Origin of the sequence: Saccharopolyspora sp. ID03-671 (genome assembly GCF_045278815.1) — a bacterium.
GTDB lineage: Bacteria > Actinomycetota > Actinomycetes > Mycobacteriales > Pseudonocardiaceae > Saccharopolyspora > Saccharopolyspora ipomoeae.
Genome location: NZ_CP134054.1, coordinates 673619 through 697961 on the forward strand (window position 1 = coordinate 673619; position 24343 = coordinate 697961).

Sequence of the window (24343 nt, forward strand, 5' to 3'; positions counted from 1 at the left end):
GCTGCTCCTAGTTCGTCGCGGCCGCGCGGGGGCGCACCGTGCGCTTCTCGATGTCCTTGACCCGAGGCCGGGCCCGCACCAGCCGGTTCACGTAGATGCCGGGGGTCACGACCTGCTCGGGGTCGAGGTGCTCGTCGCTGAGGTGCTCGACCTCCACGACCGCCACCCGCCCGCAGGTGGCCACCACCGGGTTGAAGTTGCGTGAGCTGGCCCGGTACACGAGGTTGCCCGCCGGGTCGGCGGTGTGGGCGTGGACGAGCGCTACGTCGGCGACGATGGCGCGTTCCTGCACGTAGGTGCGCCCGTCGAACTCGGCGTGCGGCTTGCCCTCGGCGACCGGGGTGCCGACCCCGGCGCGGGTGTAGAAGGCGGCGATGCCCGCACCTCCGGCCCGCATCCGCTCCGACAGCGTGCCCTGCGGCGCGAACTCGACCTCCAGCGTCTTGTCGAGGTACTGCTGGGCGAATAGCTTGTTCTCCCCGACGTAGGACGAGATCGCCTTGGCGACCTGCTTGTTCTCCAGCAGCAGGCCGAGGCCCTTGCCGTCGACGCCCATGTTGTTCGACACCACCGTCAGCCCGGTGACGCCGCTGTCGCGCACGACCTCGATGAGGTCGTTGGGCACGCCGCTCAACCCGAACCCGCCGACCGCCAGGGTCATGCCGTCGGTGAGCACGCCCGCCAGCGCCTCCTGCGCGTCACTCCGCAGCTTCGACAACTCGTCACCTCTCCCCGTCCAACTACCGGACGCCTGGGAGTAAAGGGGGATCGTGCTGTTCACCGCAACATTCGGGTGTGATCCGCTCACCCACCGAGCAGCGGCAGCATTCCGCGTCCACTCAGTGAACGCTATTCTCGGGTCGTGACGGACAACCACCTCGTCGGCAAGATCGGCGCCCTGCTGCGGGCGCTGTCGGCCAGGAACACCGGCGCGGCCACGACCGATCTCGCCCGCGACACCGGGATCCCCCGCCCGACCGCGCACCGCCTGCTGAGCTCGCTGGCCGACGAGGGCTTCGTCGACCGCGACCAGCAGACGGGCAGCTGGTTCCTCGGCCCGGAGCTCTACCTGCTCGGCCAGACCGCCGGGTCCCGCTACGACGTCACCCACCAGGCCCGCGACAGCGTCCACCGGCTGGCCACCAAAACCGGCGAGAGCGCGTTCTTCTCCGCCCTGCGCGGCGAGGAGACGGTCTGCCTGGTCCGCGAGGACGGCGACTTCCCGATCCGCTCGTTCGTCCTCTACGAGGGCGCCCGCTTCCCCCTGGGCGTGGTCTCAGCGGGCCTGGTCCTGCTCGCCTTCCAGGACGACGCGACGATCGACGCCTACCTGCACCGCACCGACCTCACCACCCGCTGGGGGCCGGAGCACTCCCCCGAGTCGATCCGCGAGCGCATCGCCCGCACCCGCCGCCACGGCTACGCCCTCAACCCGGGCCTGGTCGTCGAAGGCAGCTGGGGCATGGCCGCCGCGGTCTTCGACACCCAGGGCAAACCCGCCTGGGCCCTCACCCTCACCGGCATCGAATCCCGCTTCAAACCCAGCCGCCAACCAGACCTCGGCGCGCTGCTCCTCCACGAAGCCCACACCCTCACCCGAGCCCTCAACACCCGCTGACCGGCCACGCAACCCCTCACGTCGAAAACCGCAACATTCGTCGTGTCGAAAACCCCGGTTTTCGTCGCGCGAATGCAGCGGTTTTCGAACGGGTGAAGGGGGCGGGCCGGGGGTCAGCTGATGCCCGCGGCTATGGCGAGGGCTGCTGCTTCCCCTCGGGTGGTGACTTCGAGCTTCTTGAGTACTCCGCCCATGTGGAACTTGATGGTGCTCTCGGTAACGCCTAGTTCGGCGGCGATGGTCTTGTTGCGCTTGCCGCGAGCGACCAGGGTGAGCACGTCGAGTTCGCGGCGGTTGAGGCTGGCCAGGCGGGTTTCCCCCGCGTGATCGGGGACGGTTTCCAGCGGCAGGTCGATGACGGCGCGGCTGCCCCAGCCCGGGGTGGCCTCCAGCTCGATGCTGCCGCCGAGCGTCCGGGCGCGACCGTCGAGCTGACGTCGCAGCGCGGTGACGTCCAGCGCACCCGAGTGGTCGTCGCGGACGTCCACGCGCAGCGAGTCCTCCGCGCAGTACCAGGCGATGCGCAGGCGGGTCAGCTCCGGCTGCGCGGTGAAGGCCAGCACGACGGTGCGCGTCATCGCCCTCGCCGCGTAAGCGATTTCGCCAGGGAGCGCGCGGGATTCCTTGGCGGGGGCGACGAACTCGACCTCCGCCCCGTGGTGCCGCAGCGTCTGCCGGATCTCCTTGCGCAGCTCGCCGAAGGCCGACTGCGCACCTTCCTCCGACAGCGCGGCGTCCGACTGCGGCACCGAGCGGGTCGCCACCAGCGCCGAAGCCGCGGCCTCGGTGGCGGCGATGCGGGCGCGGTGGTCGTCCAGGCCGCTGGATCGCAGCGCCGAGAGGATCGTGACCAGCGCCGTCTCGTGCGTGGCCACGAGTTCGGCGATGGTGCGGGCGCGTTCGCTCGACGCCGCGCGCGACTCGGCGAGGTAGTCGGGGCTGGCCTGGGCGACCTGCTGGCGGATCGAGGTCGCCACGACGCCGAACAGCCCGGCCAGCAGCTCCGGGTGCGGCAACTGCCGACCTGAGCCGCGCGGCACCAGGACCAGCAGCGTGCCGATCCGGTCCCGCAGCGCCCACACCCGCCGCTCGCTGCCACCCAGGGTGGCGGTGATGCTGGACCGGCCGCCGAGGTCGATGTCGGCCTTGATCCGGTCGAGCTCCTCGATGGTGATCTTGTCGACCACGCCGGACGAGCCGGCGACCTTGCGGGGACGACCGGTGCACTCGCGGGTGAAGATGACCAGCGCGGTGTGCGGCCAGCCGTCGGCCAGCGCCCGGGAGAACCGGGGCGCGATCTCGTGCAGCGGCCCGTCGATCACGGTGCGCAGCGAGGTCAGGGCCTCTTCGACGTCGAACACGACGCGGATCCTACCGGCCTTGACTCGACGGAGGTCGGGGTTTGTCCGTCCTTCCGATCAGGTGGCCGCACGTCGTCACGGACGTACGGTTTTCCAGGTCGTGCACCGCGCGCGCACCCGTTCACCTGCGAAGAAAGAAGAGGACGCATGCCACAACAGGTCCGCGGCGTGATCGCCCGCGCCAAGGGCGCTCCCGTCGAGCTCGTCGACATCGTCGTCCCCGACCCCGGCCCGGGTGAGGTCGTCGTGTCCGTGGCCGCCTGCGGGGTCTGCCACACCGACCTGACCTACCGCGAGGGCGGGATCAACGACGAGTACCCGTTCCTGCTCGGCCACGAGGCCGCCGGAACGGTGGAGAGCGTCGGCGAGGGCGTCGAGACGGTGCAGCCGGGCGACTACGTGGTCCTCAACTGGCGCGCCGTCTGCGGCAACTGCCGGGCGTGCAAGCGCGGTCGCCCGCAGTACTGCTTCGACACGTTCAACGCCGAGCAGAAGATGACCCTGACCGACGGCACCGAGCTGTCCCCGGCCCTGGGCATCGGCGCGTTCGCCGACAAGACCCTGGTCCACGCCGGTCAGTGCACCAAGGTCGACCCGACCGCCGACCCGGCCGTCGTCGGCCTGCTCGGCTGCGGTGTCATGGCCGGTCTCGGCGCGGCGGTCAACACCGGCGGCGTGAGCCGCGGCGACACGGTCGCGGTCATCGGCTGCGGCGGCGTCGGCGACGCGGCCGTCATGGGCGCCCGCCTGGCCGGTGCCTCGAAGATCATCGCCGTGGACCGGGACCCGCGGAAGCTGGACTGGGCCCGCGACCTGGGCGCCACCCACACCGTCAACGCCTCCGAGAGCGACAGCGTCGAGGAGATCCGCGCGCTGACCGGCGGTTTCGGCGCCGACGTCGTCATCGACGCGGTCGGCCGCCCGGAGACGTGGAAGGAAGCCTTCTACGCCCGCGACCTCGCCGGCACCGTCGTGCTCGTCGGCGTGCCCACGCCGGAGATGACCCTGGAGGTGCCGCTGCTGGACGTCTTCGGCCGCGGCGGTTCCCTGAAGTCCTCCTGGTACGGCGACTGCCTGCCGGAGCGCGACTTCCCGATGCTGGTCGACCTGCACCAGCAGGGCCGGTTGCCGCTGGAGAAGTTCGTGACCGAGCGCATCAAACTCGACGAGGTCGAGGAAGCGTTCCACACCATGCACGCCGGTGAGGTGCTGCGTTCGGTGGTGGTCCTGTGAGCAACCTGATCGTCGAAAGAGTCATCACCTCGGGCGTGTTCGCCCTCGACGGCGGCGAGTGGGAGGTCGACAACAACGTCTGGCTCGTCGGCGACGACGATGACGTGGTGGTCATCGACGCGGCCCACGACAAGGAGCCGATCATCGAGGCCGTCGGCGACCGCAACGTCACCGCGATCCTGTGCACCCACGGCCACAACGACCACGTCACGGTCGCGCCGCAGCTGGCCGCGGAGCTGGACGCGCCGGTGCTGCTGCACCCGGGCGACCAGCAGCTGTGGGACATGACCCACTCGGGCGAGCGGTTCCGGGAGCTGGCCGACGGCGACCTGATCCCGGTCGCGGGCACCTCCCTGGAGGTCCTGCACACCCCGGGCCACTCGCCCGGCTCGGTGTGCCTGCACCTGCCCGAGGCGAAGGCGCTGTTCACCGGCGACACCCTGTTCTCCGGCGGACCGGGCGCGACGGGGCGGTCCTTCTCGGACTTCCCGACGATCATCACCTCGATCGGCGACCGCCTGTTCACCCTGCCCGGCGACACCCAGGTCCACACCGGGCACGGCGACGGCACCACGATCGGCACCGAGGCCCCCAACCTCGACGACTGGAAGGCCCGCGGCTACTGAACCGCACCGGCGCGCAGCGCGAAACCCGCGCTGCGCGCCGTGCCTCCCCTGCGCGCTAACGTCCTCCGCGAACCCGGGGAGGACGCGATGACCGCTGCACGACGATCGACCCTCGCGCCGGAGCAGATCGCGGGTCTGCTGCGCGAACGCATCTACGGCGGCATCGCCTGCCTGAGCACGCTTCTCGTCCTGCTGCGCCACCTCGACGAAAGCCCGTCGGCCTGGTCGGCGTTCCTCGACGTCGCGGTGGCCAACGGCAGTCTCTGGGCCGCGAGCCTGTTCGCCGACTACCTCGCGCACCTCACCGCACACGGCAGGGGCCCGCGCGGCGCGGAACTCCTGCACGGGCTGCGCGCCTCCGGTCAGATCCTCGAAGCAGCGATCGCCCCGCTGCTGCTCGTCCTGCTCGCCGCCCTCGGCGTCATGTCCCTGCACATCGCCCTGTGGACCGCGGTCGGCCTCTCGATCGGCACCCTCGGCCTCTTCGCCCTCCTGGCCGCCCGGCGCACCAAGCTCCCGTGGTGGAAGCGCATCCTCGTCGTCCTCGTCCTCCTCACCCTCGGAATCCTGGTCGTCGGAGTCAAAATCCTCAGCCACTGACCCTCGTCCCGACATCGGCTTCCCCGCGTCCCGACGGCCACGGAGCTCGGCAGCGGACAGTTTTTCCTCGAATCACCCATGATCAATGTCCGTTTTGCCCGGACAGTTTTCACTAAAACTGTCCCCTGCCCACCACTCCACGACGGTCAGAGCTAAGCTCGAAACTCCCGAAGCCGCACGCTCTCCCCGATCAGCTCCACCACGCCACCCTCGCTTCCCCATCGACCGGGCAGCGAACCGGGCGCTGCCCTTCCCCCTCGCCGTCGCGCGGCACGCCACGCCCAGCCGTCCAGCATCACGAGCATGCACGGAACCCGGCCCACCGCACCGAATCCAACGATGCCCCGCCTCCGATCCGCGCGGAACCGCCGTCCGCACCCGATACCTCGGGGACGAAAACCGCAACATTCGTCGGCTGAAAGCCGCGGTTCTCGTCCCCCGGGGGTGGGTCAGGCTGCGAGGAGGTCGTCGATCTGGTTGATGGCGGAGGAAGCGCCTTCGACGACTCCCATGTCGAGGACCTTCTGGAGGGCTTCGGCCGAGACGTAGCGGCTGGCGTAGGTGACTCGGGTGCCGCTGCTCGTCTCCTCGAAGGTGTAGGTGTTGTGGGAGACCGGCATGTCCGGGAGCGGGTTGAAGTCCTCGTCGGCGAAGCCGTCCTCGAAGGTGAACTCGCGGGGTTCGTCGACGGTCTTGACCACCCACCAGCCGCAGAACTTCTCACCTTCCGGGCTGGTCATGTAGTAGTTGATGCGCCCGCCCGGGGTCAGGTCGTGGTCGACGAACGTCGCCGGGTAGGTGGGCGGCCCCCAGATCTTCTCCAGCTGACGCGGGTCGGCGTAGATGTCCCAGACGCGCTGCACCGGGGCGGCGAACTCCGCGGTGATGGTCAGGGTCAGCTCGTCGAGATCGTGTCGAACGTCGGTGACAGGCATGGTCATTCTCCCTCGCTTGTTCCGGTCGGCCCCTCGGTGGCGAGGAGCTCGTCGATGCGGGCGACGCGCCCGCGCCACACTTCCTCCAGTTCGCCCAGCATCGATGCCACTGAGCGCACCGCCTCCACCTCGCCGGTGGCGAGGTTCTCCCGGCCGCTGCGGCGCTTGGTGATCAAGCCCGCGCGTTCGAGGACGGCGACGTGCTTCTGCACCGCCGCGAAGCTCATGTCGTAGTTCGCGGCCAGCGCGGTCACCGAGTGCTCCCCGACCAGAACGCGGCGCAGGATGTCGCGTCTCGTGCGGTCCGCGAGCGCGTGGAAGAGAGCGTCAGCCCTGTCCTCTGCCTCGGTGTCGTCCACACGAAGAACATACAACCGATCGGTTGTAGATCGCAAGTCGTCAGCGGTGACCGGCGTGCGGCCCGCGCGGCGGGCGGGCCGAGGACAGCACCGCGCAGGTGATCACCAGTGCGGCCAGGACGAGCGCGGTCGCGAGGAGTTCCGTCCAGAGCATGGTCAGCTCCCGAGGTCGGGTTGTGCGGAGCGGCGGGCGCGCAGGCTGGTCAGGGTGACCGCGGCGAGCACGAGCACGATGACCGCCAGCGAGATCGGCGTGGGGATCTCCGGGACCTGCGGCCAGATCCCGTGCGCCCAGTGCAGGACGAGCTTCACGCCGATGAACCCGAGGATGATCGCCAGCCCGTGGTTGAGGTGCACGAGCTTGGCCAGCGCCGTGTGCAGCACGAAGTACAGGGCGCGCAGGCCCAGCAGGGCGAAGGCGTTGGTGGTGAACACCAGGTAGGGGTCGGCGGTGATGCCGTAGACCGCGGGAACCGAGTCGACCGCGAACACCACGTCGGTGGCGAACACCGCCACCACCACGACCGCCAGCGGCGTCAGCGCGCGACGTCCGGCCTCGCTCACCACCAGCTTCGCCCCGCGGTAGTCGTCGGTGACCGGCATCAGCCGCCGCAGCAGCCGCACCGAGCGCATCTCCGACACGTCGCGGTCGAACGCGGCACCGCTGAGCGCTTCGCGCAGGATCTTCACGGCCGTGACGAACAGGATCAGGCCGAACACCAGGAAAGCCCAGGTGCCGGCCTGCAGCAGCGCGGCACCGAGGGCGATGAAGATCCCGCGCAGCACCAGCGCCCCGACGATGCCGTAGAGCAGCACCCGCTGCTGCAGCTCGCTCGGCACCGAGAACCCGGCGAGCAGCAGCATGAACACGAACAGGTTGTCGACGGACAGGGACTTCTCCACCACGTAGCCGGTGAAGAAGTCCAGCGCCGGACCCCCGCCGTACCCACCCCACAGCAGCAGCGCGAACAGCAGCGGCAGCGCGATGTAGAACACCGACCACCCGAGCGCCTCGCGCATCCCCACCTCGTGCGGTTTGCGGGTGATGGCGAAGTCCAGTGCCAGCAGCGCGAGCAGCACGGCGATGCTGATGCCCCACATCCAGGGCGAGCCCACCGAGACATCGGCGGAGGCGAGGACGAGCATGGCGACTCCCGAACAGCACGTGGCGGTCCGGGGTCTCCTTCACCCGCTCGGGGCGGCCCACCGGGGACGCGAGAGCGTCCGTGCTGACCGGCGCGACCGTTCCGAAGTACTCCCCCCTTTCAACCGGGGGTATCCCCGGTCAGGGGCGCGCAAACCCCGGCGGTCAGGCCTGCCGAGCCGCGGTGCGGCCTGCTCTGCGGCCGAAGTAGGAGGCTTCTCCGAGTTGGATTCCCGAGGCGTAGCCCTTGCCGTCGACGGCGATGTTGGAGGCGCAGGCTCCGGCCGCGTAGGCGCCGGGGACGGTCGTGCCGTCCTGGCGGAGGAGCTGTCCGTCGACGGTGACGCGCAGTCCGCCGCAGGAGAACCCGGCGTAGAAGCACTTGCCCGGGGTGAGGTCGTAGGCGCCCCACGGGCCGTGGTCGAGCGGGGTCAGGTGCTCCGGGGCCTTGCGGAAGTCCGGGTCCTCGCCTCGGGCGGCGTTCTCGTTGTAGGAGTTCAGCGTGCCGACGAGGGCGCCTTCCGGGATGCCCAGGGCCCGCTCCATCTCCTCGACGGTGTCCCAGCCGTCGATCAGCGGCTGGAAGCGGTAGCTGGGCTGGACCATCGTGGCCTCGTCGAGGATCAGGTAGGCCACCCGGTCGGGCTGTTCGAAGACGAACGCCGAGGTGCGGGAGTGGTAGGAGTCCTCGTTGACGAAGCGCTCGCCGAGCTTGTTGACGACGATGCCGCGCAGCGCCTCGCCCGGCGGGTAGAACGGGCCGGTCAGGAACACCTCGCCGAGGTGGTCGGCGACGCCGCCGACGGACTGGCCCATGCGGATGCCCAGGCCGTCGTCGTAGGTGTTGCCCAGCGCCATGCCGTTGCTCTCGACCGCCAGCAGGTCGGGGGCGTGGGTTTCGAGCATCTCGCGGTTGAGCACGAAGCCGCCCGCGGCGATCACCACCGCACCGGCCTTGATCGCGCCGGCGCCGTCGAGGTCCTTCCAGGTCACGCCCGCGACCCGGTCGCCGTCGAGGACCAGCGCGGTCGCGGCGGTCTCCCAGCGGACTTCGACCCCTCGCTCGGCGAGCTCGTCCAGCGCCAGGCCCACGACGAGCCCGGCGCCGCCGGTGTCGCCCGGGATCGGGACCTTGTGGCCGCGCGGAACGGGTTTGACGACGTCGGCGACGTCCAGGCACTTCTCGTTGCCGGTGAAGCTCAGGCCCTCCGTTCCCGGCTGGACGACGGCCTTGTGCGGGTAGAACGAGCGGTTGAACTCGAACCCCAGGGACTCCAGCCACCGGAAGTGCTCGACGCTGTCGTCGGCGTAGGCGCGGATCTTGGCCGGGTCGCACTCCGGCGACATCAGGGCGAGGTAGTCGGCCATCGCCTCGGGCGAGTCGTCCCAGCCGGTCGCCTGCTGCACCTCGGTCCCGCCGCCGAGGTAGAAGTGCCCGCCTGCCATCGCGCTCGTGCAGGTCAGGCGGCCACCGGCGTCCAGGACGAGGACGTTCGCACCCGCGGACCGGGCCTCCAGCGCGGCGCTCACGCCCGCCATCCCGGCACCGATCACGACGACGTCGACCTCATCGGACCAGGCGCTCACCGACTCGACCGACACCGGATCAGGGATCTCCACACCCACGAGTCCACCCACCTAGAACGCGCTACACCGTCACGACCACCCGACCGCGCGACAACCCCAAATCACCTTTGCCTCGGGCGGAGTTCGAAGCTCGCCAGTCAGACAGAGACGAAATGTAACATGTTCTATCTGCGTGTGGGTGGGTCGCGAAGTTTTCATGAAAACTTCCCCCACCCCGAACACGACGACGCGCGGTGGTCCCGACGTCCGGGACCACCGCGCGTCGCGGGTGACTCAGTGCGTGGAGGCCTTCTCGGCTCCAGCACCGGTCAGGGAACGCACCTCCATCTCGGCGTACTTGTCCTCCAGGTGCTCCTTGGACAGCACCGTGCCCAACCAGCCGAAGAAGAACGCCGCCGGGATCGACACCAGACCCGGGTTCTGCAGCGGGAACCAGTGGAAGTCCACGTTCGGCAGCATCGCTTCCTCGCTGCCCGACACCGCCGGGGAGAACACGATCAGCACCACCGTCGTGGACAGACCGCCGTAGATGCTCCACAGCGCGCCCGAGGTGTTGAACCGCTTCCAGAACAGCGAGTACAGGATCGTCGGCAGGTTCGCCGAGGCCGCCACCGCGAACGCCAGCGCCACCAGGAACGCCACGTTCTGGTTGCGGGCCAGGATGCCGCCCACGATCGCGACCAGGCCGATGACCACCGCGGTGATCCGGGCGACGCGCACCTCCGCGTCCTTGTCCTCGACCTTGCCCTTCTTGATCACGTTGGCGTAGATGTCGTGCGCGAACGACGCCGACGCGGTGATCGTCAGACCCGCGACCACCGCGAGGATCGTCGCGAAGGCGACCGCGGCGATGAACCCGAGCAGCAGCGGCCCGCCCAGCGCCTGGGCCAGCAGCGGCGCCGCGGAGTTCGACGAACCCGGCGCGGCCTTGATCGCCTCCGGACCCACGATGGCCGCCGCGCCGTAGCCCAGCACCAGCGAGAACAGGTAGAACAGGCCGATCAGCCAGATCGCCCACACCACCGAGCGACGCGCCTCCTTGGCCGTGGGCACGGTGTAGAAGCGCATCAGCACGTGCGGCAGACCCGCGGTGCCCAGCACCAGGGCGATGCCCAGCGACAGGAAGTCCAGCTTGCTGACCTCCGACTTGCCGTACTTGGCGCCGGGGTTGAGCAGCTTCTCACCGGAGGACGCGCGGTCCACGGCGGCCTGCATCAGGCCGGAGAAGTCGAAACCGTGCATCGCCAGCGTCCACACCGTCATCACCGCGGCACCGCTGATCAGCAGCACCGCCTTGATGATCTGCACCCACGTGGTGCCCTTCATGCCGCCGACCAGCACGTAGACGATCATGATGATGCCGACGATGCCGATCACCAACGCCTGCCCGGTGCCGCTGGAGACACCCAGCAGCAGCGAGACCAGCACGCCCGCACCGGCCATCTGAGCCAGCAGGTAGAAGAAGCTGACCATCAGCGTCGAGGTCGCCGCCGCGGCCCGCACCGGGCGCTGGCGCATCCGGAACGCCAGCACGTCGCCCATCGTGTACTTGCCGGTGTTGCGCAGCAGTTCGGCCACCAGCAGCAGCGCGACCAGCCAGGCCACCAGGAAGCCGATGGAGTACAGGAACCCGTCGTAGCCGTAGAGCGCGATCGCGCCGACGATGCCCAGGAACGACGCCGCCGACAGGTAGTCACCGGCGATCGCGATCCCGTTCTGCGGCCCGGAGAACGCGCGGCCGCCCGCGTAGTAGTCGGCGGCGCTGCGGGTGTTGCGGCTGGCGCGCAGCACGACGACCAGCGTCACCACGACGAACGCGGCGAAGATTCCGATGTTGAGCAGCGGGTTGCTTCCTTGCAACCCCTGCGCGAGGTGGTTCATCCCAGCTCCTTGTGGGGGTCAGGAGGCGTCTTCGACGCGGGCGCGGACGCGCTCGGCCACCGGGTCCAGGTTCCGGTTGGCGTAGCGCACGTAGATCGTGGTGATGGCGAACGTGGACACGAACTGCAGCAGGCCCAGCACCAGGCCGACGTTGATGTTGCCCACGAGCTTGATCGACATGAACCCGTGCGCGTAGTCGGCCAGCAGCACGTAGACCAGGTACCAGACCAGGAACAGCGCGGAGACCGGGAAGACGAACGCCCGCAACCGCCGGCGCAGCAACGCGAAGTCCTCGCTGGCGTGCGCTTCGTGCCAGACGTCGTCGGTGGGCGGCGGGTTGGCGGAGTCGGTGGTGCTCACGGATCCTCCCTAACGTGTGAGGAGCGCCACGCTAAGGAAGCCGCCATCCGATGCGGGAGCCGTGCGGGACCGATGACGGCGCCACCGGGACGAACGGTCGACGAACGGCCGGTCGACCACGACGAGCGGTCCCGCTCTTGTCCGGCCTGTGACATCCGCGTCAACCGTCAGCGACGCGAGGTTTCGTCCAGGTGCAGGCGCAGCACGGCGGTCTCGGCCCACGGCGGGGTCTTGCCGCGCAGCGAGATCGCGATCATGGTGGCGAAGGCCAGCGGCACCGCCCACGGGGCCGGCTGGGCGACGAGGATCGCGAGCAGCCCCGCCAGCGGCGGGCCGAAGAGGGCCGCCGCGATCGCGCCGGAGGTCGCGGTCAGCCCGACCAGCATCCCCCACAGCGCCCCGGTGCGGGTCAGCCTCGGCCACCACACGCCGAGCACCAGCAGCGGGCAGAACGTCGCCGCCGCCACGGTGAAGCCCCAGGTCACCAGGACGCCCGCGGACAGGTGCGTCGCGGGCAGCGCCAGCAGCACCACCACCGCGGCCGCGCCCAGCACCGTCCACCGCAGCTGGCCGAGCCCACCGGGGGTGAGGTCGTGCGAGATCGCACCGGAGACCACCAGCAGCAACCCCAGCGAGGTCGCCAGGAACGCGGCGAACGCACCACCGGTGAGCAGCGAGGTGAACAACGTCCCGGCCCACCCCGTGTCGACCTGGGCCGGGAGCCCGACGACGACCGAGTCGGTGACGCCGGAGAGGTAGAGCTGCGGCATCAGCACCCGGCCCAGCGCGCCGTAGATGCCCGGGAAGAGGTAGAAGCAGCCCAGCAGCAGCACGGTGATCGCCGCCGCGCGGCGGGCGGCGCGGCCGTCGCGGCTGGTGTGGAACCGCACGATGACGTGCGGCAGGCCCATCGTGCCGAACAGCGTCGCCACCAGCACCGCCCAGGTTCCCAGCAGCGGGTGCTCGGCGTTCTCCAGGTCCAGCAGCGGCCGCTGCCAGTCCGGTCCGCCGGGCACGTCGATGCCGTCGATCTCGGGCACCGCGGCTCCGGCCGGGAACGTCAGCGTCCGGCCCGCTTCGATCTCGTGCGAGCCCGGGTGCAGCGGCACCGGGCGTCCTCCCGGGTCGCGCACCGTGACCGGCTCGGCGACGTCGAGGTCGACGGCGACCCGGAAGGTCACCGGAGTGTCCTGGGCGAAGTGGGTGAACTGCACCGGGTGCAGCGCCTGCTGCCGCACCTCCGGACCCACCTGCAGCAGCAGCCACACCGCGGGCACCACGAACAGCACGAGCTTGAGGCAGAACTGGAACGCCTGCACGTACGTCGCCGCGCGCATCCCGCCCAGCGCCAGCGTGATCGACACGGCGGCGCCGGCGATGACCACGCCCACCCAGTACGGGGTGCCGCTGACGACGCTGAGCACCAGCCCGGCGGTGCGGAACTGCGGCACCAGGTACAGCCCGCCGATGATCAGCACCACCACAGCGGCGAGCCGCCGCAGCTCCGGGGAGGCGAAGCGGGCCTCGGCGAAGTCGGGCACCGTCAGCGCTCCGGAGCGGCGCATCGGGGCGGCCACCAGCACCAGCATCGCCACGTACCCGGCGGTGAATCCCACCGGGTACCAAAGCGCGCCGACGCCGTGGGACAGCATCAGCCCGGCCACGCCCAGGAACGACGCCGCCGAGAGGTACTCCCCCGACACCGCCGCCGCGTTGACCAGCGGCGACACCTGCCGGGAAGCGACCAGGAAGTCGGAGGTGGTGCGCATCGCCGCGACCCCGCGCAACCCGATGAGCAGGGTCAGCAGCACCACCGCCGCGACCGCGATCAGCACGAACACGCCTCAGCGCTCCTCGACGCGTTCGGCGCCGCGCAGCTGCCAGCGCGCCAGTGCCGCCATCGCCGGGAACGGCAGCAGCACCAGCATCAACCACGACACCGGAATGCCCAGCAGCCGAAGCTCGTCGAGCACGGGCGCGGCGGTGAACACCAGCGGCAGCCCGAACACCAGCGCGCACAGCAGCAGCAGCGTCACCGCGCCGAGCCTGCGCTGCGCCCGGTGCAGGGCGCGGGCGCGCAGCTCCTCGCCGGGTTCGAGGCGGGGCGCGCGCCAGCGCCGCCGCAGGGTGCGGCGGGCGTGGGCGACCCGGGTCTGCGGGCTGGTGACCGCGACGCGCCTGGGACCACCGCTCATCCGCGTCCTCGCGGGTTGGTGAGCTCGGCGTTGCGGGCGCTCTCCAGCAGCCGTTCCCGCAGGTCGCGGGCGTGCCGTCGGCTGACAGGGACGTCACCGGCCTCGGTGTGGGCGTTGAGCGCCCCGGCGGAGTCGCTGCGCAGTTCCCGCACCGCCGCCAGCGACAGCAGGAAGCTGCGGTGCACCCGCACGAAACCCGCGCCCTCCCAGTACTCCTCGAGCCGCGACAGCGGCATCCGCACCACGTGCACGCCGTTGCGGGTGTTGAGCCGCACGTAGTCGCCGTGCGCCTCGACGAACAGCACCTCGCTGCGCCGCACGTAGCGGGTGCGCCCGGCGGTCTCGACCGGCAGCGCGACCATCGCGTCCGGCTGCTGCGCGGGCACCGACGCGACGACGTCCTCAGCGGACAGCAGCCGCGTCACCCGGTCCAGCGCCGCCGAGAGCCGTTCGGCGCGAACGGGTTTGAGCAGGTAGTCGACCGCACCGACGTCGTAGGCGCGCACCGCGTGCTGCTCGTAGGCGGTGACGAACACGATCACCGGCGGCTCGCTCATCTTCGCCAGCAGCGACGCGAGCTCCATGCCGTCCAGCCCGGGCATGGAGATGTCCAGGAACACCACGTCGAACCGGTCGCTCTGCAGCGTGCGCAGGGCGCTGAGGGAGTCCGAGGCGGCCACGACCTCCCCGACCTCGGGAGCTTCGCGCAGCAACCTGCACAGCTCGTCGAGCGCGGGTGAGAGGTCGTCGACCGCCAGCGCGCGCAATCCTTCGCTCAACTCGGCACCACTCCCGGATGGAATCGCGGGACGCGGACGACCACGCGGGTGCCCGCTCCCTCGGCGGTTTCCACGACCAGCCCGTACCAGGCCCCGTAGACGCTGCGCAGCCGCCGGTCGACGTTGGCCAGCCCGACCGAGTCGGCGGGCCCCTGCCCGGCCAGGATCGCCTCGGCCTCGGCGGGGTCCATGCCGACGCCGTCGTCCTCGACGCTGATGATCAGGTCCCCGCCTTCGGCCTCGCCGAGCACCTGCACGGTGCCGACGTCGTCGGAGTCGGGGGTGAAGCCGGGTTCCAGGCCGTGCCGCACGGCGTTCTCCACCAGCGGCTGCAGCACCAGGTACGGGATCGCCACGGCCAGCACCTCGGGGGCGACGCGGATCTGCACCCGCAGCCGCTCCCCCAGCACCGCGCGCTGCAGGGCCAGGTAGGTCTCGATGGCGTGGAACTCGTCGGAGACGGTCGTGTAGTCGCGGTGCCGGGCCAGGCCGTAGCGGATGAACTCGGCGAAGTCGAGCATCAGCTCGTGCGAGCGCTCGGGGTCGGAGCGCGCCAGCGAGCCGATCACGGTCAGCGCGTTGTACATGAAGTGCGGGGAGATCTCGGCGCGCAGGGCGCGCAGCTCGGCCTGGGCGGCGAGCTCGGCGGAGTCCTCCAGCTTGCCGTGCTCCAGGGCGTCCTCGACCCAGGCGGTGGCCTCGCGCACCGCCGACATCCGCACCTCGCCCTCGACGACGAGGACGCCGGCGAGCTCGTCGTGCACCAGCAGCGGCATCGCGACGAGCGGCGGGCGGCCGCTGCGGGTCTCGGTGTGCAGCACGTCGGCGACGGCGGTGACCGCGTCGGCCTCGGCCTTGACCCCGCCCGACCACTGCAGGGCCCCGGACAGGTCGCTGAGGCCGACCGCGTCCACGGCCAGGAGCTTGCGCAGGTCCCGCAGCGCGCTGGGCACGCCGGGACCGGTGGGTCCGGCGCGCAGGTTGACGGCCAGGCGGCGGGCCGTGCGCAGCACCGACTCGGAGTCCGAGCGCCGCGGCAACCACGCGCCGGACTGCGGCAGGCGGTTGGTCGGGACCGGCATCGCGCACTCCACATCACCGTTGACGGATGTCCGGATGCTAATCCGAACGGCTGAACTGGGCGAGACCGCTCGTCAACCGCTCGTCGCGCGGCGGGGACGTTCGGCCGCGTCAGCGGGGCGGTCGGTCGCGAACCTGGTGCCCCAGATCACGGGAGTTGCCTACGTTGCGTTGTCGAGCACCACGCACCGAGCAGCACAGGGAGTGTCCGTGAGCAACGAGGCCCACGCCCAGTACCCGCCGTCTGAGGAGTTCGCGGCGCAGGCCAACGCCACGTCGGCGCTGTACCAGGCCGCTGATGCCGACCGCGAGGCGTTCTGGGCCGACCAGGCCGACCGCCTGGCCTGGGACACCCGCTGGAACCAGGTCCTGGACTGGTCCGACGCGCCCTTCGCCAAGTGGTTCGTCGGCGGCACCCTCAACGTCGCCTACAACTGCGCCGACCGCCACGTCGAAGCAGGCCACGGCGACCGCGTCGCGATCCACTGGGAAGGCGAACCCGGCGACTCCCGCACCATCACCTACGCCGAACTCCAACGCGAGGTCTCCCGCACCGCCAACGCCCTGGCCGAGCTGGGTGTCGGCAAGGGCGACCGGGTCGCGATCTACCTGCCGATGCTGCCCGAGGCCGTGTTCTCCATGCTGGCCTGCGCCCGCCTCGGCGCCCTGCACTCGGTGGTCTTCGGCGGCTTCTCCGCCGAAGCCCTGCGCTCCCGCATCAACGACGCCCAAGCCAAGGTCGTCATCACCGCCGACGGCCAATACCGCCGCGGCAAGGCCATGCCGCTCAAGGCCAACGTCGACGAGGCCGTCGCCGAGGCCCCCAGCATCGAACACGTCCTGGTCGTGCAGCGCACCGGCACCGACGTCGCCTGGAACGACCGCCACGACAAGTGGTGGCACGACGTCGTCGACCGCCAGCCCGACACCCACACGCCGGAGGCCTTCGACAGCGAACACCCGCTGTTCATCCTCTACACCTCCGGCACCACCGGAAAACCCAAGGGCATCCTGCACACCTCCGGCGGCTACCTCACCCAAGCCGCCTACACCCACCACCACGTCTTCGACCTCAAACCCGACACCGACGTCTACTGGTGCACCGCCGACATCGGCTGGGTCACCGGCCACACCTACATCGTCTACGGCCCCCTGGCCAACGGCGCGACGCAGGTGATCTACGAAGGCACCCCCAACGCCCCCCACGAAGGACGGCACTGGGAGATCGTGCAGAAGTACGGCGTCACGATCTACTACACCGCCCCCACCACGATCCGCACCTTCATGAAGTGGGGCGCCGAGATCCCCGCCCAGTACGACCTGTCCTCCCTGCGAGTGCTCGGCTCGGTCGGTGAACCCATCAACCCCGAAGCCTGGATCTGGTACCGCAAGCACATCGGCTCCGACCAAACACCCATCGTCGACACCTGGTGGCAGACCGAGACCGGCGCCATCATGATCTCCCCCCTGCCCGGCGTCACCGCCACCAAGCCGGGTTCGGCGCAGACACCACTGCCCGGCATCTCCGCCAAGGTCGTCGACGAGCAGGGTGAGGAAGTCGAGTCGGGCGGGAGCGGGTTGCTCGTCCTCGACCGGCCGTGGCCGTCGATGCTGCGGGGCATCTGGGGCGACGAGGAGAGGTTCAAGGACACCTACTGGTCGCGCTTCGCCGACCAGGGCTACTACTTCGCCGGCGATGGCGCGAAGTACGACGAGGACGGCGACCTCTGGCTGCTGGGTCGGGTGGACGACGTCATGAACGTGTCGGGTCACCGCATCTCGACGGCCGAGGTCGAGTCGGCGCTGGTGTCGCACCCCGACGTCGCTGAAGCGGCGGTCGTGGGTGCGAGCGACCCGACGACGGGTCAGGGCATCGTCGCCTTCGTCATCCTGCGCGGCGGCGCGGGTGACGCGGCCGGAGGCGAGGCGGCGCTCACCGCGCTGCGCAACCACGTCTCCACCGAGATCGGTCCGATCGCCAAACCGCGCCAGATCATGGTCGTCCCCGAGCTGCCCAAGACCCGCTCCGGCAAGATCATGCGCCGCCTGCTCCGCGACGTCGCCGAGAACCGCGAAGTCGGCGACGTCACCACGCTGGCCGACTCCTCGGTCATGGACCTCATCTCCAAGGGCCTCAGCACGACGTCCTGACCCCGCCACACACGGGTGGCCGAGCGGAAACCCCGCCCGGCCACCCGTTCTCAGCTCCGGGTCAAATCCCGCAAGCGGAGGCGGCGAGGAAGGTGATGACCGCGACGGACCCGGCAGGCGGAGCGGTCACATCGGACCGCCACTCGGCTGGAACGCGACGTCGGTGCTCCTGCAGGCGAGTTCCGGTTCACACGTCCGGGTTCTCGTGGACGAGGCGGCCTGCGAAGTAGGTTCGGCGGACTCGGGTGGCGTGGATGTCGGTCGGGTCGATCTCGAAGAGGTTGCGGTCCAGTTCGATGAAGTCGGCGGAGTAACCGGTGGCCAGCTTCCCGGCGGTGTCGCCGAGGCCGAGGGCCACCGCGGGGTGCGAGGTGAACGCGGTGATGGCTTCCGCCACCGTCAGCTTCTGGGCGGGGTTGAGCGTGCCGGGGAATCGTTCGTCCGGGTTGCGGCGGGTCACCATCGCTTCCAAGCCCGTCCACGGGTCGGGTGTCGGTACCGCGCACGGCCAGTCCGAGCCCGCGGCGACGATCGCGCCGCCGTCGAGGAGATCTCGCATCGGCCAGGAGGACTCGACGATCTCCTGGGGCACGTGTTCGGCGATGCTGTCCTGGATCACGCCCGGATACCAGATGTAGGGCGAGACGTCGGCGACGACGTCGAGCGCCGCGAACCGCGGCACGTCGTCGGCGTGGATGAACTCGGCGTGCGCGAGCTGCAGGCGCAGGTCGGAGTCCTCGCGCACTCGCTCCGCCGCGTCGAGCACGCGGCGAGCCGAGGCGTCTCCCGTGGCGTGCACCTTCGCGCCGAGACCTAGTTGGGCGCACCGCCGCAGCTGGGCGACCAGATCGTCCAGTTCCCAGTACATCTCACCCCGCTCGGTGCCGTGGGCGCACCGGTACGGGGTGAGCAGCGCGCTCGTCCTGGTCGTCGGAACGCCGTCGAGGAAGATCTTCACGAAGTCCGGGCGGACCAGGTCGCCCGCCAGTTCCGCGACCTCGGCGACCAGCTCCTCACCGACCGCACCGTCCTCGATGAACGGGCGGACCGGCATGGACAGCACGACCCGCGCGTTGAGCCCGCCGGAGGCTTCGAGAGCCGCGAGCGACCGAGCGACCCCGAGCATCGTGGCGGCCTCCTGCGCGGAGGTCACCCCGTAGGCGTTGAGGGTGTCGACCGCAACGGCGACCGACGCGTCCGTCCGCGCCTGCACGTCCGGGATGGACCTGGTGAAAGCCGACTCCGCCTCCCCCGAGGCCGACTCGTGCAGCACCCCGGTCAGGTCGCCACCGGTGTCGCGCACGTAGCGGCCGCCGTCCGGGTCCGCGGTACCGGGACCGACGCCCATGAGTTCCAGGGCGCGGGAGCTGACCCAGCGGTTGTGCATGGTGTCATCGCGCAGCAGCACCGGTCGGCCTCCTGCGGCGCGGTCCAGCCGGGCGAGCGCGGCGGTGGTGAGCCCGTCCAGCACCGTGCTCCCGACGATGCCGCCGACCACCCAGGCGTCGGGTTCCAGGTCCGCCGCCCACTCGGCGACCTTGCCGAGAATGGCGTCCAGGTCGTCGGTGGCGTCCAGCGGCAGCTCGAACGCGGCCTGGCTCCCGCCCAGGCCGAGGTGCACGTGACCGTCGATGAGGCCCGGCATGAGCATCGCGCCGGCGGCGTCGTGCACCTGGGTCCGCGGGCCGGTGAACGCCTCGACGTCGGCACCGGATCCGATCGCGACGATCTTCCCCTCCCGCACCGCCAGCGCCTCGGCCCACGGCCTGGCCGGGTCCTGGGTCCAGATCCGACCGCCGGTCACGACGAGGTCTGCGGGCATGCTCGGTCCTCTCCGAAGCTGGTCTCAGGCATCAGGCGTTGACGCGGGCGCCGAGGATCCGCTCGAAGAACGCCGCTAGCTCGTCGGTGCCCTCCAGCGGCAGGACCTGGGATACGTAGTGGTCGGGCCGGACGACGACGAGGGCGCCGTCGCGGTGGACGCCCCGGGCTTCGAAGATGTCGTCGGCCGGGTCGGCGGCGTAGACCTTCTCGTAGTCGACGCACTGGTACGGGCCGACCTTCGGCAGGAACGCGGGCGGAACCGAGCCGAGGTCGAACTCGGCGTGGTCCTGCTGGTAGATCACCTTCACGTCGAACCAGGCGTCCACGTCGAGACCTTCCGGCGTGTGGGCCACCACGGGCGACTGCGGCGAGGTGGTGATCCACTCGGCGAATTCGGTCGTCCTCGAAGGACTTCCGGGGACCGGACGATCGGCGAAGACGTAGATCCGCCAGCGCCCGTCGGCGCGGTGGTGGTGACCGAGGTGCACCGGGTTCGCGTCGCAGACCCGGGTGACCGGGTGCGACTTGAAGCGCTTGCCGATCGGGAACCCGGCCGCCCGGTCCTGATGCGCGGTCTCGCCGGTAATCAGCGACGGCTCGTACCGCGTCATCAGACCGGCCGGGAACTCGGCGGTCTTGACGTAGAAGTCCGCCAGGGCCGTCGGGTCGCCCAGCTCCTCGGGCTTGGCCGCCATCATGCTCGACCACTCGCGGTCGAAGTCGATCAAGTTCTGCGCGATGACCTGCCGCTCGGCCGAATAGGTGTCCAGCAGCGACTCCGGAGCGCGGCCGTCGAGGACGTGCCCCAGTTTCCAGGCGATGTTCCAGCCGTCCTGGATGGACACGTTCATGCCCTGGCCGGCCTTGGCGCTGTGGGTGTGGCAGGCGTCGCCGGTGATGAACACCCGCGGCGTGCGGGTGCCCACGAGCTCGGCCGGGACGTCGTCGAACTTGTCGGCCAGCCGGTGCCCGACCTCGTAGACGCTGCGCCAGCCCACGTGCTTCACCGTCAACGTGTACGGGTGCAGGATGCGGTTGGCGCGGGCCTCCACCTCCTCCTGGGTGGTCTCGCGGACCTTGCCGTGGTCGTCGGCGGAGACCTCGCCCAGGTCGACGTACATCCGGAACAGGTGGTTGCCCTCGCGCGGGATGTGCAGGATGCTGCCGCCGTCGTGGGACTGGATGGCGCACTTGGTGCGGATGTCGGGGAAATCGGTCTCGGCCAGCACGTCCATCACGCCCCAGGCGTGATTGGCCTGGTCGCCGACGAGCTCGCGGCCGATCGCCTCGCGCACCCGGCTGCGAGCACCGTCGCAGCCGATCACGTACTTGGCGCGGATGGTCCGCTGCTCGCCCTCGCCCTCCCCCGCGCTGCGCCGCAGCGTGACGGTGACCGGGTGCTCCCCCTCCTCGGCGACGTCGAGGGTGACGAACTCCCAGCCGTAGTCCGGTTCCAGGCGCGCGGGCGCGTTGCGGGCGGCCTCGGCGAAGTAGTCGAGAACGCGGGCCTGGTTGACGATCAGGTGCGGGAACTCGCTGATCCCCGTCGGGTCGTCGGGGGCGCGGGAGGTCCGGACGATGTTCTCCGGGTGCTCGGGATCGGGCGCCCAGAAGCACATCTCGGTGATCCGGTAGGCCTCCTCGATGATCCGGTTGGCGAACCCGAACGCCTGGAAGGTCTCGACGCTGCGCGCCTGGATGCCGTCGGCCTGCCCGATCTCCAGCCGTCCGGCGCGGCGCTCGACCACGCGCGTGACGATGTGCGGGAACTGGGCGAGCTGCGCGGCGGCGATCATGCCCGCGGGGCCGCTGCCCACGATGAGCACGTCGACCTCGTCGGGGAGTTCCGGCGGGCGATCGATTCCGGTGCCGGAGGCCTGCTGCACGCGGGGATCACCGGAGACGTAGCCGTGGTGGTGGAACTGCACGATCTCTCCTCACTTCATCGTGAGCCTTGCCGCGGACGGTTCCAGCCATGATTGCCCGGACGAAACGGACTTCGATCATGGACAGTTGTGGCTAAAACCGTCACCTCAGAGCGACGATCCCAACTTGAATCCCTGCTCCTCGTCGCCCTTGCGGGTGTAGGAGAAGCCGTCGGCGCCGACGGTGACGGCCATCTCGCTGCTGTCGGTGCGCTCGTGGAGCGGCTGCGGGTTGCCGTCGAGGTCGAGGACGGGTGAGGCTTCGGTGTACCAGGACGGCACGACGGGGTTGCCCCACCAGTCGCGGCGTTGGTTGTCGTGGACGTCCCAGGTCACCGTCGGGTTGTCGGGGTCGCCGGTGTAGTAGTCCTGGGTGTAGATCTCCACCCGGTGCCCGTCGGGGTCGCGGATGTAGAGGTAGAAGGCGTTGGACACCCCGTGCCTGCCGGGACCGCGCTCGATCACGTCCGACATGCGCAGCGCGCCGAGCTTGTCGCAGATCGACAGGACGTTGTGCTTCTCGTGGGTGGCGAAGGCGATGTGGTGCAGCCGGGGCCCGTCACCGCCGGTCAGGGCGGTGTCGTGCACGGTGTCCTTGCGCCGCAACCACGCCGCGTAGGTGGTTCCCTCGTCGTCCTTGATGTCCTCGGTGACGCGGAAACCCAAGTCCTCCAGGTACTCCCGGCCCTTCGGCACGTCCGGGGTGACCTGGTTGAAGTGGTCCAGCCGCACCAGCGCACCCGGTGTGTGCAGGTCGTAGCGCCACGCCAGGCGCTCGACGTGGGCGACCTCGTAGAAGAACTCGTACGGGAACCCGAGCGGATCTGTCACCCGGACGGAATCCCCGATGCCCTTGACGAAGCCCTCCTTCCGGCGTTCGGTGCGGCAGCCGCGCGCGGCGAACCACTCCTCCGCCCGGTCCACGTCCTCGGGCGTGCGCACCCGGTAGGCGAAGGCCGCCGCGGCGGCGACCGGCCCCTTGCGCAGCACCAGGTTGTGGTGGATGAACTCCTCCAGGGTGCGGAGGTAGATCGCCTCGTCGTCCTCGGCGGTGACGGTCAGACCGAGCACGTCGACGTAGAACTCCCGCGCCCTGGCCAGGTCGGTGACGACCAGGTCGAGGTAGGCGCAGCGCACGATGTCCGGAGGGGTGGTGGCACTCATCGTTGAGAGCTCCTTCGCGTCCGCGGCGCGTCAGGCGCCGAACTTCGGGGTGTGCACGGGGGCCAGCGAGATGTGCATGGCCTGCTGGTCGGAGTAGAAGTCCAGCGACCGGTACCCGCCCTCGTGCCCCAATCCGGAGGCCTTGACACCGCCGAAGGGGGTGCGCAGGTCGCGGACGTTGTGCGAGTTCAGCCAGACCATCCCGGCGTCGATGCGCTGCCCGACGTTGTGGGCGCGCTCCAGGTTCGAGGTCCACACGTAGGCGGCGAGCCCGTACTTGACGTCGTTGGCCAGCCGCACGGCCTCGTCATCGGTGTCGAACGGCGTGATCGCCACGACGGGGCCGAAGATCTCCTCCTGGAAGATCCGCGCGGTGGGCGGCACGTCGATGAACACCGTCGGCTGCACGTAGTTGCCCGACTCAAGTCCCTCGGGACGTCCGCCACCGGCGGCGAGTTTCGCCTCGGTCTTGCCGATCTCGATGTACTCGGTGACCTTCGCGTGGTGCTCGGGGTGCACCAGCGCGCCGACCTCGGTCGCCGGGTCGTGCGGGTCGCCGACCTTGACGTTCTTCGCGCGTTCGACGTAGCGGCGCACGAACTCGTCGTAGATCGGCCGCTCCACCAGGATCCGGCTCCCGGCGGTGCAGCGCTCGCCGTTGAGCGAGAACACGCCGAACACCGTCGAGTCGATCGCCGCGTCGAGGTCGGCGTCGGCGAACACCACGGCCGGGCTCTTGCCGCCGAGCTCCATCGACAGGCCCTTGAGCGTCGGAGCGGCGTTGGCGAAGATCAGGCTGCCGGTGGCGGATTCGCCGGTGAACGAGATCAGCCGCACGTCGCGGTGCTTGACCAGCGCGTCCCCGGCTTCCTCGCCGATGCCGTTGACGATGTTGAACACCCCGTCGGGAACCCCGGCCTCGCGGAAGATCTCCGGCCACAGCCCCGCCGAGAGCGGTGTGAACTCGGCGGGCTTGAGCACCACCGTGCACCCGGAGGCCAAGGCGGGAGCCAACTTCCAGCTCTCCAGCATGAACGGCGTGTTCCACGGCGTGATCAACCCGGCGACGCCCTTGGGCTTGCGGTTGACGTAGTTGACCTGCTTGCCCGGCACCTTGTAGGTGTCATCGGCCTGGGCGACGATGAGGTCGGCGAAGAACCGGAAATTCTCGGCGGCCCGCTTCGCCTGCCCCAGCGCCTGGGTGATCGGCAGGCCGGTGTCGAAGGTCTCCAGCTCGGCGAGCCGCTCGTTGCGGGTCTCGACGATGTCGGCGATGCGGTTGAGGATCCGGGCCCGCTCGCGCGGCAGCATCCCCGGCCACGGGCCCTCGTCGAAGGCCTGCTTGGCGACCGCGACCGCGCGGTCGATGTCGGCCTGCTTGCCCGCCGACGCCTCCAGGTAGTTCTGGTTGGACACCGGGTCCAGGACCTCGAAGGTGTCGCCGTCGAGGCTGTCGACGAACTCACCGCCGATGAAGTGCTGGATGCGCTTGGGCAGGTTCTCCGGAACGTGCTGCATGGT

The 24343-nt window shown here is 70.2% G+C and carries 21 protein-coding genes; 5 read left to right on the forward strand and 16 right to left on the reverse strand.

Annotation, left to right across the window (positions count from 1 at the left end; genetic code table 11):
• Positions 1-7 precede the first annotated feature (7 nt).
• The gene (locus REH65_RS03285) at positions 8-718 is read right to left on the reverse strand and encodes a CoA transferase subunit A (protein ID WP_406691212.1); all 711 of its coding nucleotides are present in this window, start codon (positions 716-718) and stop codon (positions 8-10) included.
• 144 nt (positions 719-862) lie between these two features.
• Here REH65_RS03285 and REH65_RS03290 point away from each other — a divergent pair, with 144 nt between their 5' ends.
• Positions 863-1618, forward strand: coding sequence for an IclR family transcriptional regulator (locus REH65_RS03290; RefSeq protein WP_406691213.1), 756 nt, complete (start codon positions 863-865; stop codon positions 1616-1618).
• A 113-nt stretch (positions 1619-1731) separates the two neighbouring features.
• On the opposite strand, the gene REH65_RS03295 is transcribed toward REH65_RS03290, so the two are convergent.
• Positions 1732-2979, reverse strand: coding sequence for a LuxR C-terminal-related transcriptional regulator (locus tag REH65_RS03295; RefSeq protein WP_406691214.1), 1248 nt, complete (start codon positions 2977-2979; stop codon positions 1732-1734).
• A gap of 147 nt (positions 2980-3126) precedes the next feature.
• Here REH65_RS03295 and REH65_RS03300 point away from each other — a divergent pair, with 147 nt between their 5' ends.
• From REH65_RS03300 to REH65_RS03310, 3 genes are all read left to right on the forward strand, one after another.
• Positions 3127-4212, forward strand: coding sequence for an S-(hydroxymethyl)mycothiol dehydrogenase (locus REH65_RS03300; protein WP_281454627.1), 1086 nt, complete (start codon positions 3127-3129; stop codon positions 4210-4212).
• Entirely contained in the window at positions 4209-4838 is a 630-nt protein-coding gene (locus REH65_RS03305; RefSeq protein WP_406691215.1) for an MBL fold metallo-hydrolase, read from the forward strand. The genes REH65_RS03300 and REH65_RS03305 overlap by 4 nt, the downstream gene beginning before the upstream one ends.
• 87 nt (positions 4839-4925) lie before the next feature.
• Positions 4926-5438 (forward strand): hypothetical protein, encoded by a 513-nt coding sequence (locus tag REH65_RS03310; protein ID WP_406691216.1) that lies wholly within the window; start codon positions 4926-4928, stop codon positions 5436-5438.
• 449 nt (positions 5439-5887) lie between these two features.
• Here the strand turns inward: REH65_RS03310 and REH65_RS03315 are convergent, their stop codons facing one another.
• From REH65_RS03315 to REH65_RS03360, 10 genes are all read right to left on the reverse strand, one after another.
• Positions 5888-6373 carry an SRPBCC domain-containing protein gene (locus REH65_RS03315; protein ID WP_406691217.1) on the reverse strand — a complete coding sequence of 162 codons (486 nt, stop codon included), beginning with the start codon at positions 6371-6373 and terminating at the stop codon, positions 5888-5890.
• Between the two features lie 2 nt (positions 6374-6375).
• On the reverse strand, positions 6376-6732 hold the full coding sequence (locus tag REH65_RS03320) for an ArsR/SmtB family transcription factor (protein ID WP_406691218.1): 357 nt from the start codon (positions 6730-6732) through the stop codon (positions 6376-6378).
• 156 nt (positions 6733-6888) lie between these two features.
• The gene (locus REH65_RS03325) at positions 6889-7878 is read right to left on the reverse strand and encodes a TerC/Alx family metal homeostasis membrane protein (protein ID WP_406691219.1); all 990 of its coding nucleotides are present in this window, start codon (positions 7876-7878) and stop codon (positions 6889-6891) included.
• 163 nt (positions 7879-8041) lie between these two features.
• Positions 8042-9514 carry an FAD-binding protein gene (locus REH65_RS03330; RefSeq protein WP_406691220.1) on the reverse strand — a complete coding sequence of 491 codons (1473 nt, stop codon included), beginning with the start codon at positions 9512-9514 and terminating at the stop codon, positions 8042-8044.
• Between the two features lie 222 nt (positions 9515-9736).
• Positions 9737-11344: a cation acetate symporter gene (locus tag REH65_RS03335; RefSeq protein ID WP_406691221.1), complete on the reverse strand. Its 1608-nt coding sequence runs from the start codon at positions 11342-11344 to the stop codon at positions 9737-9739.
• A gap of 18 nt (positions 11345-11362) precedes the next feature.
• Entirely contained in the window at positions 11363-11704 is a 342-nt protein-coding gene (locus tag REH65_RS03340) for a DUF485 domain-containing protein (protein ID WP_406691222.1), read from the reverse strand.
• A 167-nt stretch (positions 11705-11871) separates the two neighbouring features.
• Positions 11872-13545, reverse strand: a complete 1674-nt coding sequence (locus tag REH65_RS03345) for a cation acetate symporter (RefSeq protein ID WP_406691223.1) — start codon at positions 13543-13545, stop codon at positions 11872-11874.
• Between the two features lie 3 nt (positions 13546-13548).
• Positions 13549-13899, reverse strand: a complete 351-nt coding sequence (locus tag REH65_RS03350; protein ID WP_406691224.1) for a hypothetical protein — start codon at positions 13897-13899, stop codon at positions 13549-13551.
• Positions 13896-14678: a LytR/AlgR family response regulator transcription factor gene (locus tag REH65_RS03355; RefSeq protein ID WP_406691225.1), complete on the reverse strand. Its 783-nt coding sequence runs from the start codon at positions 14676-14678 to the stop codon at positions 13896-13898. The genes REH65_RS03350 and REH65_RS03355 overlap by 4 nt, the downstream gene beginning before the upstream one ends.
• Positions 14675-15760 carry a sensor histidine kinase gene (locus tag REH65_RS03360; protein WP_406691226.1) on the reverse strand — a complete coding sequence of 362 codons (1086 nt, stop codon included), beginning with the start codon at positions 15758-15760 and terminating at the stop codon, positions 14675-14677. The genes REH65_RS03355 and REH65_RS03360 overlap by 4 nt, the downstream gene beginning before the upstream one ends.
• Before the next feature lie 208 nt (positions 15761-15968).
• Here REH65_RS03360 and acs point away from each other — a divergent pair, with 208 nt between their 5' ends.
• Complete coding sequence (acs, locus tag REH65_RS03365) at positions 15969-17909, forward strand: acetate--CoA ligase (protein WP_406691227.1); 1941 nt, start codon at positions 15969-15971, stop codon at positions 17907-17909.
• Between the two features lie 187 nt (positions 17910-18096).
• Here the strand turns inward: acs and REH65_RS03370 are convergent, their stop codons facing one another.
• The 4 genes from REH65_RS03370 to hpaE all read right to left on the reverse strand — a co-directional run bounded on the left by REH65_RS03370 (position 18097) and on the right by hpaE (position 24340).
• Positions 18097-19731: an amidohydrolase gene (locus REH65_RS03370; protein ID WP_406691228.1), complete on the reverse strand. Its 1635-nt coding sequence runs from the start codon at positions 19729-19731 to the stop codon at positions 18097-18099.
• 31 nt (positions 19732-19762) lie between these two features.
• Positions 19763-21661: an FAD-binding monooxygenase gene (locus tag REH65_RS03375; protein ID WP_406691229.1), complete on the reverse strand. Its 1899-nt coding sequence runs from the start codon at positions 21659-21661 to the stop codon at positions 19763-19765.
• A gap of 105 nt (positions 21662-21766) precedes the next feature.
• A complete protein-coding gene (hpaD, locus tag REH65_RS03380; RefSeq protein ID WP_406691230.1) occupies positions 21767-22822 on the reverse strand; it encodes a 3,4-dihydroxyphenylacetate 2,3-dioxygenase in 1056 nt (351 codons plus the stop codon).
• A 30-nt stretch (positions 22823-22852) separates the two neighbouring features.
• Positions 22853-24340, reverse strand: coding sequence for a 5-carboxymethyl-2-hydroxymuconate semialdehyde dehydrogenase (gene hpaE / locus REH65_RS03385; protein ID WP_406691231.1), 1488 nt, complete (start codon positions 24338-24340; stop codon positions 22853-22855).
• Positions 24341-24343 lie beyond the last annotated feature (3 nt).

Coding starts and splice junctions, on each gene's coding strand:
- REH65_RS03315 (WP_406691217.1), bottom strand. CDS start 6,373: ATGCCTGTCACCGACGTTCGACACGATCTCGACGAGCTGACCCTGACC.
- REH65_RS03325 (WP_406691219.1), bottom strand. CDS start 7,878: ATGCTCGTCCTCGCCTCCGCCGATGTCTCGGTGGGCTCGCCCTGGATG.
- REH65_RS03350 (WP_406691224.1), bottom strand. CDS start 13,899: ATGAGCGGTGGTCCCAGGCGCGTCGCGGTCACCAGCCCGCAGACCCGG.
- REH65_RS03370 (WP_406691228.1), bottom strand. CDS start 19,731: ATGCCCGCAGACCTCGTCGTGACCGGCGGTCGGATCTGGACCCAGGAC.
- hpaD (WP_406691230.1), bottom strand. CDS start 22,822: ATGAGTGCCACCACCCCTCCGGACATCGTGCGCTGCGCCTACCTCGAC.
- hpaE (WP_406691231.1), bottom strand. CDS start 24,340: ATGCAGCACGTTCCGGAGAACCTGCCCAAGCGCATCCAGCACTTCATC.
- REH65_RS03360 (WP_406691226.1), bottom strand. CDS start 15,760: ATGCCGGTCCCGACCAACCGCCTGCCGCAGTCCGGCGCGTGGTTGCCG.
- REH65_RS03335 (WP_406691221.1), bottom strand. CDS start 11,344: ATGAACCACCTCGCGCAGGGGTTGCAAGGAAGCAACCCGCTGCTCAAC.
- REH65_RS03310 (WP_406691216.1), top strand. CDS start 4,926: ATGACCGCTGCACGACGATCGACCCTCGCGCCGGAGCAGATCGCGGGT.
- REH65_RS03300 (WP_281454627.1), top strand. CDS start 3,127: ATGCCACAACAGGTCCGCGGCGTGATCGCCCGCGCCAAGGGCGCTCCC.